10 protein-coding genes are annotated in these 12,836 nt (G+C 38.3%); 7 read left to right on the forward strand and 3 right to left on the reverse strand.

Annotation, left to right across the window (positions count from 1 at the left end; genetic code table 11):
* Positions 1-178: 178 nt before the first annotated feature.
* The 6 genes from ACJ9PY_RS10140 to ACJ9PY_RS10165 all read left to right on the forward strand — a co-directional run bounded on the left by ACJ9PY_RS10140 (position 179) and on the right by ACJ9PY_RS10165 (position 8,393).
* Positions 179-1,546: an MFS transporter gene (locus ACJ9PY_RS10140; protein ID WP_369316603.1), complete on the forward strand. Its 1,368-nt coding sequence runs from the start codon at positions 179-181 to the stop codon at positions 1,544-1,546.
* Positions 1,547-1,738: 192 nt separating this feature from the next.
* Positions 1,739-3,085: an MFS transporter gene (locus ACJ9PY_RS10145; protein WP_197483691.1), complete on the forward strand. Its 1,347-nt coding sequence runs from the start codon at positions 1,739-1,741 to the stop codon at positions 3,083-3,085.
* Between the two features lie 21 nt (positions 3,086-3,106).
* On the forward strand, positions 3,107-3,913 hold the full coding sequence (locus ACJ9PY_RS10150; RefSeq protein WP_063577777.1) for a sugar phosphate isomerase/epimerase family protein: 807 nt from the start codon (positions 3,107-3,109) through the stop codon (positions 3,911-3,913).
* Between the two features lie 866 nt (positions 3,914-4,779).
* The gene (locus tag ACJ9PY_RS10155) at positions 4,780-6,099 is read left to right on the forward strand and encodes an MFS transporter (RefSeq protein WP_411740259.1); all 1,320 of its coding nucleotides are present in this window, start codon (positions 4,780-4,782) and stop codon (positions 6,097-6,099) included.
* 759 nt (positions 6,100-6,858) lie between these two features.
* A complete protein-coding gene (locus tag ACJ9PY_RS10160; RefSeq protein WP_156319545.1) occupies positions 6,859-7,017 on the forward strand; it encodes a hypothetical protein in 159 nt (52 codons plus the stop codon).
* A gap of 515 nt (positions 7,018-7,532) precedes the next feature.
* Positions 7,533-8,393 (forward strand): amidohydrolase family protein, encoded by an 861-nt coding sequence (locus ACJ9PY_RS10165; protein ID WP_411739935.1) that lies wholly within the window; start codon positions 7,533-7,535, stop codon positions 8,391-8,393.
* A gap of 115 nt (positions 8,394-8,508) precedes the next feature.
* On the opposite strand, the gene ACJ9PY_RS10170 is transcribed toward ACJ9PY_RS10165, so the two are convergent.
* Together ACJ9PY_RS10170 and ACJ9PY_RS10175 are read right to left on the reverse strand one after the other, a co-directional pair.
* A complete protein-coding gene (locus ACJ9PY_RS10170) occupies positions 8,509-9,498 on the reverse strand; it encodes a CobW family GTP-binding protein (protein ID WP_264896999.1) in 990 nt (329 codons plus the stop codon).
* 15 nt (positions 9,499-9,513) lie between these two features.
* Positions 9,514-9,906, reverse strand: a complete 393-nt coding sequence (locus tag ACJ9PY_RS10175; RefSeq protein ID WP_411739936.1) for a (2Fe-2S) ferredoxin domain-containing protein — start codon at positions 9,904-9,906, stop codon at positions 9,514-9,516.
* Between the two features lie 870 nt (positions 9,907-10,776).
* Between ACJ9PY_RS10175 and ACJ9PY_RS10180 the strand changes: the two genes are divergently transcribed.
* Positions 10,777-11,172: a YybH family protein gene (locus ACJ9PY_RS10180; protein WP_411739937.1), complete on the forward strand. Its 396-nt coding sequence runs from the start codon at positions 10,777-10,779 to the stop codon at positions 11,170-11,172.
* 220 nt (positions 11,173-11,392) lie between these two features.
* Here the strand turns inward: ACJ9PY_RS10180 and ACJ9PY_RS10185 are convergent, their stop codons facing one another.
* Positions 11,393-12,826, reverse strand: coding sequence for an aldehyde dehydrogenase family protein (locus tag ACJ9PY_RS10185; protein ID WP_411739938.1), 1,434 nt, complete (start codon positions 12,824-12,826; stop codon positions 11,393-11,395).
* Positions 12,827-12,836 lie beyond the last annotated feature (10 nt).

Consider the following 12,836-nt stretch of genomic DNA (forward strand, 5'->3'; position numbering starts at 1 on the left):
TAGTAAATATATCTTTTAAACGAAAGTGTCTAAGCGGGTAATAAAAATAAAAAAGATGGTTTGTTGAACATTTCCAATCTTCATTATCTGATTTTTTGAAAACTTTCCGAGTTCCTATTTTGGAACTCGGAAAAATAAATTCGTAACGGATATTATTTTAAATGATGGGAGGCGGAAAATGCGTAGTGTAATTGCTTCGGATATCATTGCTGTCAGTAAATTTAACCGCTTTCATTTACTTGTTTTTCTTTGGTGTTTTTATGCCATCGCTTTTGATGGGTATGAAATAGCGATGTATGGTGTGGGTTTGCCTTGGATGATGGAAGAGTGGGATCTAACTTCCATTCAGGCTGGGGCAGTCGGCAGTTATTCCTTATTCGGCATGATGATGGGCGCCTTGATTTTAGCACCGATTGCAGATAAACATGGCCGGAAGAATGTTCTCGTCATTTGCATGATTTTGTTCAGCGTATTTACCTTGGGGGCAGGGATTGCACCCAACCTTACATGGTTTACCGTCATGCGTTTCATAGCGGCAATAGGCATGGGAGCTTTGATGCCGAATGTTATATCGCTAATGACTGAATATTCCCCAAAACAAAATCGGGCCATCATTGTAGCTGCGATGTATTGTGGCTATTCAATCGGCGGAATCCTGGCATCGTTAGTGGGAATGTATATCATTCCTTATACGGATTGGCGTGTATTATACTTTATTGGGATCTTGCCATTACTTACACTTCCAATATTCATGAAGCAGTTTCCTGAATCCCTTTCCTACTATCTAGCAAAAAAGGAATTTGGTAAGGTTGTTGAAATCCTTAATAAGGTCAAACCAGAAGGGGATTTTAAAGAAACTGACGATTTCAGGCTTAGTGAAGCTGAACAGAGGGGGAAAGGATCTCCAGTAAAAAAACTATTCACGAATAAACGGGCATTCAGCACGATTTCCATATGGATGGCTGTGTTCTGTACATTGATGATGGCTTACGGATTAAATACATGGCTTCCAAAAATGATGCAGGATTCCGGATTCAGTATCACCTCAAGCCTATCATTTAACCTGGTTTTATGCCTTGGTCAAATAGGAGGCTCATTAATCGGCGGTTATTATGCGGGGAAAATTGGGCATCGTAAAATTCTTGTTACACTATTCTTTTTAGGGGCCGTTACCTTTGTCGCATTGAGTGCTACGACTAATACCATCGGAGTATATTTACTTATTTTTATGGGGGGTGCATGTACTGTTGGTGCCATGAACTTAGCCAATCCGTATATCACAGAATATTACCCCCGTGAAATCCGTACGACGGGAATGGGCTATTCGCAAGCTATAGGCAGGATTGGCTCCATTCTCGCTCCTACTTTAATTGCCTTTCTTCTATCAACAGGCATGGATTCGAAGGTGGCTTTTGCTACATTTGCCCTGCCAAGTATCATCGCAGCGGTCGGTTATATTCTGGTCCAAGAAAAACATGGATCTTTTGACAGGGTAGTCAAGGAGGACACTGAAGAGGTAGAATCAGAGAAGACTGTAACTATATAAAGAAATGATTCACAATTCGGAATACAATCCCCTTGTTTGTTTAACTTTGCAACAAGGGGATCTGCAATTCAATGTTTCTAGGGAAACTCAGATTGATAAGTGATAGCAGGAAACATATAAGCATTTATGAAATTTCAATAGAATTAGTAGAACGATGTACTAATATTGGGCATTAGGTTAGGGGGAAAAATATTGAGCTCAGAATTAAAGGCAATAATAGACGATCGCACATCGGAACTGGTAACGGATAGATCAAAAAAAGGAAAACCGAGAACTGTTCGATGGTTCATCTTATCTCTCATTGCTTTAGTCACTTGTATTAATTACATTGACCGTGCCATCATTTCGCTTGCAGCTCCGAATATTCAATCCGATTTACATATTGATCCGGCTATGATGGGAATCATATTTTCCGTATTTGGCTGGAGCTATACCTTTTCGATGCTATTCAGCGGCTATTTTCTTGATAGATTCGGTCCTAGGAAGGTATACACGGTTTCCCTCGTTTTATGGTCTGTATTTACATTCATGGTAGGAACCGCGAAAAATATATCGTCACTTATTACATATCGCATAGGGCTTGGTGCCTTTGAATCTCCCTCCATACCTACTAATGCCTGGTGTGTATCCGAGTGGTTTCCTAAAAAAGAACGTGCCACTGCTGTAGGGATTTATACGGGTACCCAATATATTGGGCTAGCCTTCCTGACTCCAGTTTTTACTTGGATCATCATAACCTTTGGCTGGAATTACCTGTTTTATATCGCCGGAATTATTGGGATTCTTATTGGATTTGTTTGGTATGGATTCTATCGGAACCCTAGGGAACATAAGCGGATTTCTCAGGAAGAGCTAAATTATATCAAAGAAGGCGGAGGAATGATCGGAACTGAAGAGAAGCATCCTTTCTCCTGGAAACGAATAGGCCAACTGCTTAAACACCGTCAAATTTGGGGAATGTTCATCGGGCAATTTTCCATTCAAACCACTTTGTTTTTCTTTATGACTTGGTTTCCATCCTATTTGATTGATGAAAAGGGAATGACGATGTTAAAAACGGGAATTTATGCGAGTATCCCATACATTGTTGCCATATTAGGAACTCTCATTGGCGGCCGATGTTCCGATTGGATGCTGACTCGCGGTATATCAACAGGATTGGCACGTAAACTTCCCATTATAGTCGGATTGTTATTGTCTTGTTTGATTCTTGGGGGAAATTATACGGATTCACCAAACATAGTCATCACCTTTATGGCGATAGCATTCTTTGGACAGGGGATGGCATCAACAGTTACCGGTGCCCTTTTAGCTGATATTGCGCCGAAAGGAATGGTGGGCCTAACGGGCTCCTCACTATATTTCGTAGCTAACATTGGCGGGGCTTTATCGCCGTTAATCGTCGGTTTAATCATTAGTGCGACACATTCTTATGCAGCAGCGCTAACTTTCATATCCGTAGTGGCCCTAATTGGCGCTTTTGCTTATATCTTTCTTATTGGAAAAGTCCAGCGTATAGAAATCACAATGAAAAACTAAATGGAGAAAGGCGGAATTACATTGAAACTGAGTTTATGCACGACAGGATTTAAAGAATGGGACATAGAGGAAATAATAAATTGGCTGCTTCCTTTGCAAGCGGATGTTAAAGGACTGGAATTATGGAATAAGCATATAGAGCGATTTCAGGAGAAGCACGGACCACTGGACAAATTAGCCAAATTACTTGAAACCAATGATCTACAAATACCTTCCATAAGTGGATATACGACTTTTTCGAAACTATGGAACCAAAAAGAACATCAAAACGAAATCAATCAAGCAAGAAAATTGTTAGATATGGCTCATCAATTAAACTGCCCATTAATACGGACATTCGCAGGCCATATTGCATCAAGGAATGCCTCACCAGAGCAATGGTCGGAAACGGCTACCGAATTAAATAAATTAGGGCAAATGGCTGATCTATATGGAGTGGATGTAGCAATAGAAATTCACTATGACTCTTTTGCCGATAACCTCGAAGCCATTCATAAGCTTTTAGAAGATATCAACCATCCACGGATAAAACTGATTTTCGATGGTGCTAACTTATACGTTGATCAATTGAATCCGAAGGAGGTATTGGAATCCATCTTCCCCCATGTCAGCCATGTACATTTAAAAAATTATCACTACAATCATAAAGAGCGTTATAAAAACAAACCAGCACCCATTTTTAGTGGGGACGTTGACAATCTTCGTTTACTTGAAGAATTGAGAAAGCGAAATTATACTGGCTTTGTTTCTCTCGAGTACTTCGGCCAGGAAGGAATGCCCAACTTGCTTGCCTCAATAGAACAATGGAAACAACAACTGACATATTGATTCTTTTGGGTATTTTAGATGAAGATCAATGGTGGGAATTCAACTTTTATTTAAATGATTTTGGACGATTCCGAATTCTCTATGGAAAGAACCGCGACAAATGGATTTAAAAAGGATTCCACCGGTACATGGGAGCTGCATAATTGACAGCTCTTATGATGCTAAAATAATTGAACAATTGAAGTATTTAGTGAAAGCTGCCGTATTTGGTGGCTTTTCATTATAATTGTGTTTTAATCAAATCTCTGGGGAATTGTAAAATGGTTGTGTGCGACGCTATCAACTATATGGACCGAGAGAACCTGGTGTGGCAGGTTCCACTCTTCAGCAAGAATTAGGGCTAACTGCAACACAGTTGGGTTGTTATTCTCAGCTTTCGATTTTATTTTTAACAAAATTGTGGTGAAAAGGGATTGAGTTAAATTATCATGCATTATCGGCCAATGAGAAATAAGATAAATGTGTAAAGTTATAGTGAATTTGGTTAAATATTAAAACAATAAATAGCTTTCTTATTGGCAATAACTTCAACATGGCAGTAGCCTCTTCTGTAATCCAAGATGAATATATTAAATTTAAAATTTATGTTTGGTGCCCTTATTAGTAAGGCTCAAGGTTGTAAAAAAAATAATAATAAACTGTTTCCTATCTAGGGATGTAAGCGTTTTATTTGAGCGCCATAAATTAATTATAAAATCACCGGTAAATTTGATCCATTATAATAAGATCCTTACTCAATTAATTGATTAGGTTTAGTTCAAGAGCGTTATGACCCAAAAATGAGTATATAGGATCATCCAGCAGAAGGGAAGACTTCAGGTTTTTAAAAAGGAAAATCTTAAGGAGGATTAACTATGAGCAATCCATTGAAGGTAGAAAATGAAAATGTTTCTATGTCCATTAAACATAGAAAACCATCTCGTGCTAGATTTATGATTCTTTCACTTTTGTTTTTTGGAACTGCAATAAACTATCTTGATCGTACAAACATGGCAGTAGCCGCTTCTGCTATTCAAGATGATCTGGGGTTAGATCCAGCTATGTTAGGGCTAATTCTTTCTGCCTTTGGTTGGACATACGCGTTCATGCAAGTTCCCGGTGGATGGCTAACCGATCGTTTTGGCCCTCGGGTGGTATATGGCATATCTCTTTTATTGTTTTCACTTTTTACTCTTCTACAAGGGTTTGCCAAAAACTTCGGGACCTTATTCGGACTGCGCCTTGGCCTTGGATTTGCAGAATCACCTGCCTTTCCTGCAAACAGCCGTGTTGTCGCCTCTTGGTTTCCACAACGTGAACGCGCACTAGCTACTGGTGTTTACACAGCAGGTGAATATGTAGGGTTAGCAATCGCAACTCCTTTTCTATTTTGGCTATTGTCCTCTTTCGGCTGGCATTCAATCTTTATCGTGACAGGTATAATTGGATTGATTTTTGCTTTAGTTTGGTACAAGTTTTACAAGGATCCGAAGGACAGTAAGTATATTAACAAGGAAGAAATGGATTATATACGTGAAGGAGGTGGACTAGCCGATAGCGCTGGTCAAGGTCAAAAAATTAATTGGTCAAAGGCACGGCATCTTTTTAAGCATCGTCAATTCTGGGGAATCTATATTGGACAGTTTGCCGTTGCATCAACTCTTTACTTCTTTCTCACGTGGTTTCCAAGCTATCTTGTTCAAGAAAAAGGGATTACTTTGCTAAAAGCTGGCTTTATTGGTTCTATTCCATACATTGCTGCAGGGATTGGTGTGCTTGTAGGTGGTTTTTGGTCAGATAAAATGGTAAAACGTGGAGTGTCCGTTGGTGTTGCACGTAAAACCCCCATTATCCTTGGATTGTTGGGTGCTTGTACAATTATACTGGCCAACTATACAACGTCTATTGCTTTTGTTATCGCGGTTATGTCGTTCGCATTCTTTTCCCAAGGAATGTCAGCCATAACATGGACTCTAGTTTCAGATATGGCTCCAAAAGAGCTAGTCGGCTTAGCGGGCGGGATATTTAATTTTGCAGGAAACTTATCAGCAATTGTTACGCCTATCGTCATTGGAATAATTTTGAGCGCAACTAATTCATTCAATGGGGCCATTGTTTTCGTAGGTGTAGTTGCCTTAATTGGAGCTTTATCATACATCTTCATTGTAGGCGATGTTAAAAGGATTGAAATATCGGATAATGAATAAATGCCATTTTTACAGTGAAAAAGAGATGTTAAAAGCTCATGACAGATCTCCATGGGTGGTAAATTATACTTCATAGGAAATTGTTATGAGTCTTTTTAATATTCAATATTTACATAGGAAGAAAGATAATTATTTTGGAGGTTGTTCTACAATTCCTTATATCTTGCCTTATTATGCGGAAAAGGAATTTCCGAGATGGGCGGGATAGCATTGTTGCTATTGTCCGTAAAAGTCACGAACGGCTCATTTTTTTATAAGCGTTATGCAGGAATTAAAATTCATTTTTTAAATTCTGGGGTATCATCTTGTTCTTTCCAAGATGGTATATAATTTCTATTTTTGGTGTTAAAAGTAATGATCAATTCTATCGATTATTTGTAATTAATCGTCTTTTTCCATTTTCAGATAGAGATAAAGTGCATTTGAAAAATAAATTATCCCTCGGTCGATATAATTTGATGGTTACTAAAAAGGCCTTCATTGTACTAATTAAACCAGAAAATATATTATTTGATTAATATGGTCAATGAAATATGTTATTTAACCTGACATGCTAATTGCTTTTTTTTCCATTACCAATTATATTTAAAAATACCTTCTATTAAGTCTGTCTAAATTTCAGGAAAGAGTTTTTGATAGAAGTGATTAGTTATAAAGGAAAAATGATTGGGGAAATATGTGAGGCAATGGTCCAGAAAGGTAAAAAATTATACTAGTCCTCTTTGGTTAAAGAAATTTATAAACAAAGGTGGGTATGAGATGGGCTTGTTAGGTAGAGTGGTTTTTTTAAAAAGATTAAGAGATGAACTGTTTGAAAAAAGAAAACAAGGAGTCACTGACCTTCAAATTGATGAAATTGACAAGCAAATACGGAAGATTAATATAGAGATACAGAATATGAGGAAGATGATGGAATAATTATTTTCTTATTTTTAATTTACCCGACTTGAAGGATTTTTACCATCCGAATTTTTTAAATGGGGCGGCTCTACAGAAAGTATGGACGCTTTTTCTTATTGATCATAGTTCGTGTGGTAGCACTACAGACTGTACAGTAAGGAGTTTTAACCGCCTCCTTACATGTATGTATCGCTGCGGGGCATTAAATGATGTGCTAACGACTACCTGTATGACTCATGCTTCGCTTGAATTCGGTAGGTTCCTCTACCATTTATAGCTACTGCCGCTATATCGAACGAGCCGAAAGCCGTGAGATTAAGGCATTAGTAGAATATTTTTATACAAAACCATTTAAGATAAAAACCAACTTCATGACTTAATCTAAGGGTTTTTTCTTAAATTAGTAGGGAGTTGCATGGGCAGCTCTTTTTCTTTAGGTACTAAAGAGGCAGGTTAGTTCGGGACATGGATGGTGATACTGTTAAGTGGTTTGATCATACAATTAAGATAGTAATTCGAAGGGGAGGATTAAAATGATTATTGATTGCCATTTTCATGTGGATGAAACAATGTTGACTCTAGAAAAAATGATAGAGGGTATGGATAAAAATGATGTAACCAAAACAGCGCTAATTGCCCCCATGAACGGAACAATGTTTGAATTGGATAGCATTTTTCAACAAGGTTTACAACATTTATTCCGTTTTCTAATTCTAAATGTACCTCAAATTGGGCTCGGAATTTATGATGGTCTAGTAAAGGATGGGTATTTGAAACTTTATGGAAATTCATACAAGATTTTCACCAAGCCGGACAATGATATTGTTGCTACTGCAATTGATCGATTTCCAGACCGGTTTCTAGGCTGGGTAGCAGTTAACCCTTTGATTCATGTATCAGTGGAAGAAGTAGAATTATATCTTAATAAACCTGGTTTTATTGGGGTGAAAGCCCACCCATTCATGCATGAATATAGTATTAAGGCACTTGATCCAGTTGCAGCTATGTGTGAAACAAAAGGCATTCCCATGATTATTCATCTATCTTCCGAACCAGACTCCTATAAATACTTACCTGAAAATTACCCTAAACTTAAATTAATTTATGCTCACGCAGGCCTTCCTTTTTGGAAAAAACTATGGAACTACGTCAAGAATCAACCTAATGTATTTGTTGATACCTCAAGTGATTACATTAATCCATTTATTGTAAAGAAGGCAGTGGAATCTTTAGGGTATCGTAAAGTTCTTTATGGCTGCGACGGACCATATGGAATGAAAAAATTTAATGAATATGACTATTTGACAAAGAAAAGTTGGGTTGATTCACTTCAAGTTCCTGATAACCAAAAGGAATATATACTTGGAAAAAACTTTTTAGCATTGATTGATTAATTCAAAACTCTATCAATAGATCAGTTAGCAAGTGGGGTAAGGAAGTTCCCTTTTCATTGTGAATGTAGAGATTAACTGAAAATTATCAGTTAATCTCTACATCGGGTTCTTTCCGTTAGTTTGCTATGCAATTTTTAAATTGCTGTTCTAACTCATCTTTATTTAGGTCCTTTCCAATAAAAACAAGTTCACTTAGTCTTGTTTCACTGTCTTTCCATTTCCGATCTGGTCTTCCTGAAAATAACATATGAAGTCCCTGGAATACTATTCGTTGTTGGATTCCTTGTATATGAAGAATTCCCTTATACCGTAATAAATCTTCCCCTTTTTCTTGAACGAGGTAACTCATCCATTCATTTATCTTATCGAAATCGAGTGGCTTTTCTTCACGAAAGGCAATCGATGATACCTTATCATCATGATGGTGATGGTGATGATCTTCTAAGAAATGAGGGTCAATTTCTAGCTTGCGATTCACATCGAACGTATTAATTCCTAAAATATCTCTTAAATTAATATTGCAATTTTGAGCATGCATTCTCTTAGCTGCAGGATTCATGTTGGTAAGTCTTCGCTCCAACGTATTCAGGTCGTCACCAGATACTAAATCCGTTTTATTTAGAATAATCACATCAGCGAAAGCAATTTGCTCTTGTGCCTCATCATGACTATCCAAATGCTTTGTAACATGCTTGCTATCCACGACAGTGACAATACTGTCCACTTCGAATTTTTCGGATAGTAATTCATCCATAAAAAAGGTCTGGGCAACAGGTGCCGGATCAGCTAAACCCGTTGTCTCAATCAAAACACGATTGAATTTTGTCTGCCCCTGTTCACTTGAAAAAACCAGAGTTCGTAGGATGCGAATTAAATCCCCACGAACCGTACAACAGATGCAACCATTGTTCATTTCCAAGATTTCCTCATCAGCATCAACTACTAACTGGTTGTCTATTCCAACTTCTCCATACTCATTAACGATAACCGCGATCTTTTGATTGTGCTTTTCTGTTAGGATCCGATTTAAAAGCGTTGTTTTACCTGCACCTAAATAGCCAGTCAGAATGGTGACCGGGATTTTGTTTGTTTCTATCAAAGTCATATTTTTTCTCTCCATTTATTTTATTTTTGATACTCTAATTACTTTTTCCTTGTCTTTTGTTACCCCTGCAACGACTCCTTCTGCGCGTACAAAACCATCCCCAAGGAATGAGTGGCTTACTTTTTCTGTATAATCCTCATTAGCAAGGAGTGAATCGACGAAAGGGGAGGCATCCTCAGGTTTTAAATTTTTATACCAAGTTCCTTTCGGATAGGCGATGACAACGCACTTATCATGGCATCTTCCATTACAACGTGTGCGAGTTGTATGAATGGTGTCGTCTACCTGTCGGTCTGAGATTTCTTTACGAATTGCTTGAGTCAGTTCCTCTGATCCGACCTCAGTACAGCTGCTACCATTACAAATGAGTACATGATGCTTCGTATTACTTAAATTCCATGTGGCCATATTTAATTTTCCCTCCAATTAAATCGTAATAATTACGATTTAAAATCAATTATTGTCTCATTTTTCACTTTCTAAACGACTAAATTCACTAAATTACCGAGTAAGCAGCATTTTCAGTAGAGCTATATCCTGAAAGGATGTTTTTACCAACTGGAGTTTTGATGCCTAGAAGTAAACCTTCTTGTATTAACTCCCGAAAGGCGATTCTAAACATCTTAATCTTTCTTATATCCTTAAGGTCTTCCTGTAAACTAGAAACGATTATGCAATCGAGTAGGGGATGAGTCTACCTTTCGCTTTTAATTCCTTTTTCAGGTCAAGCGTAATTTTCAACTAATATCAGGGGTTGCTTCACTTTTTCCACCTTCTATTTATTTGCCAATTGGATTTCTCCTTTCTCATATAAATATTGTATGATTGAACAAAACGTAATCATTACGATTTGAATGATGTTATTTTACCCCTTTTTTAAGCCATGTGCAAATACTAAAACGTTCAGCAAAAGTTAATGTTCCAAGGACATGCTATTTTTCTCTGAATTTTTGAGTGTTTTCTATAGGTAGCAGTGATCTAATCCATCCCCAATAAACACTAGAATATTGTTACCTTTAAATCTTTTGTATGGAAGGGATGCCATAAGAATTGATATACCCTTTATTCGATAAATGGAGCCAGGCGTTGTTCTTAAGAAGTCTTCTTGTTAATAGGGTGAAGGTAGGGAGCAGGGATGGCACCATTGTATATCATTCTTACTTTGTTCTTTACTTTATTTACTATATGAGCAGGATCCCCCATCATCACAGTCGAACACCATAGAGTATGAAGTAGTATGATGAGAAGTATGAAGTGAAGCTGAATAGGAGGGTGAATATGCAGAATCATGAGCTGGAACAAGTCATAAAAAATGCGGACAGGGCAATAAATAAGGAGGATTTCGATCATTTAATGGAGTTCTATTCAGAGGATGCGACTTTAGTTGTCAAACCTGGAACAGTCGCAAGAGGAAAAGAGGAAATCCGCCGGGCATTCATTGCTATCGCTGAATACTTTAACCATAGTTTAATCGTCAATCAAGAAAAGATGGCAATAATCGATACAGGTGATACGGCATTGGATGTGGCACAAGCCAAGCTAAGTGCCAATCAAAAGGACGATTCCGAATTCTCGATGGAAAGAACAGCGACATATGTTTTTAAAAAGGACTCCACGGGTACATGGCGCTGTATAATCGACAACTCTTATGGTGCTGAAATAATTAAGAATTGAAGTAATTAGCTGCCGTAAATGGTGGCTTTTTATTTTTTACAGCTAGATTAGATCTGTATGTAAAAAATTGCCTATGTATAGAAGTGATGATGAAATGAAGAAATGATTGTACCCAATAATAATAACAAAAACTACATTAAAAACATTAATGTACGACAAAATAAGAAGACGATATCCTTAAGATATCGCCCTCTCATCATTTACCACGGGTTAATATTCCTCAATGGTCGCTTATTTTAAAGCTGATAAACTTCTGCTCCATCATTTCCTGCATCGCATATTTGACGCCTTCCCGGCCAACACCGCTGTCCTTCCAGCCTCCATAAGGCATATTATCAATTCGGTAAGTTGGGATATCATTGATTACGACTCCACCTGTTTCCAAGCGTTCCGCCGCATAAAAAGCTCGTTCTATACTCGGAGTCATCACTCCTGAGTTCAAGCCGTAGCGCGAATCATTTGCATCATTGATGGCATCATCCAATGTATCGAAAGGGAAAATGCAGACAATCGGACCAAATACTTCGAAACGAAATACCTTTGAGTCACGATTTACATTGGTTAAAACGGTAGGCAATAGTACATTGCCTTCCACTGTACCGCCGCACTCAACTTTTGCTCCTTCCTGTACTGCCTCATCAATCCAACTTTGTAACCGCTCCAATGATTTTTTTGAAATCACCGCTGTAATATTTGTATTTTCCTCGAGAGGTGAACCGATGACAAGCTGTTTTGTGGCACTGACGAAACGTTCTAAAAATTGTTGGTATAGTGATTTGTGGACATATATCCGTTGAATCGAGATGCACACCTGCCCATTATTCGTAAATGACCCCATTACACTTCTTTGAATAATTTGATCGATGTCGACTCCTTCATCAATGATGAAAGGGGAATTGGACCCGAGTTCAAGTGTAAGCTTACGGAAGCCTGCCTGCTGCTGTATAAGGTGTCCGACCTCAACACTGCCTGTGAACGTCACTTTTTTTACATGTGGATGGGTCGTCAAGGCTTCACTTAAAACATCGCCTTTGCCAGGTATGATGTTCAATACTCCATCTGGCAACCCGGCTTCTTTAAAAATATCGGCAAGAACCAGTGCACTCAATGGGGTTTGTTCGGCAGGTTTTAACACAATCGAATTTCCAGCGGCAATAGCTGGACCCACTTTATGGGCAACCAGATTAAAGGGAAAATTAAATGGGGTAATCGCGGTGACGACGCCAATCGGGGTGCGAACCGTGAAGCCAAAACGGTTTACCCCACCAACTGCCGCATCCATCGGGATTTGTTCTCCATAATTGTTCTTGGACGCTTCTGCAGCGAAACGATAGGTCTGAACCGTACGATTCATTTCTTCACGAGCATTTCGAATCGTTTTCGCCGCCTCCAGAGAAATGATTCTTGCAAGTTCTTCACTGCGTTCTTCCATGATTGCTGCAGCTTTAAATAAAATTTCTGCTCGTGCATGAGCCGGGTAAGATCGGTATTTCTGAAAAGCAGCATTTGCCTCAACAATCGCTTCAATGGCATCCGCTGGTTCAGCCTGTCCGATTTGTGCAATTTCTTCGTTTGAATGGGGATTATATAATGGCTCATATGATTTAGCCTCCCGCCATTTACCCCCGATCCACAATTGCCACTTTTTCTTCATCTGAAATCCC

Source organism: Peribacillus sp. S4 (assembly GCF_046715815.1).
GTDB lineage: Bacteria > Bacillota > Bacilli > Bacillales > DSM-1321 > Peribacillus > Peribacillus frigoritolerans.

What these genes read in the sequence shown, in the direction of transcription:
- ACJ9PY_RS10175 (WP_411739936.1), bottom strand. Translation starts at nt 9,906, where the DNA reads ATGGCCACATGGAATTTAAGTAATACGAAGCATCATGTACTCATTTGT.
- ACJ9PY_RS10170 (WP_264896999.1), bottom strand. Translation starts at nt 9,498, where the DNA reads ATGACTTTGATAGAAACAAACAAAATCCCGGTCACCATTCTGACTGGC.
- ACJ9PY_RS10140 (WP_369316603.1), top strand. Translation starts at nt 179, where the DNA reads ATGCGTAGTGTAATTGCTTCGGATATCATTGCTGTCAGTAAATTTAAC.
- ACJ9PY_RS10185 (WP_411739938.1), bottom strand. Translation starts at nt 12,826, where the DNA reads ATGAAGAAAAAGTGGCAATTGTGGATCGGGGGTAAATGGCGGGAGGCT.
- ACJ9PY_RS10160 (WP_156319545.1), top strand. Translation starts at nt 6,859, where the DNA reads ATGGGCTTGTTAGGTAGAGTGGTTTTTTTAAAAAGATTAAGAGATGAA.
- ACJ9PY_RS10165 (WP_411739935.1), top strand. Translation starts at nt 7,533, where the DNA reads ATGATTATTGATTGCCATTTTCATGTGGATGAAACAATGTTGACTCTA.
- ACJ9PY_RS10180 (WP_411739937.1), top strand. Translation starts at nt 10,777, where the DNA reads ATGCAGAATCATGAGCTGGAACAAGTCATAAAAAATGCGGACAGGGCA.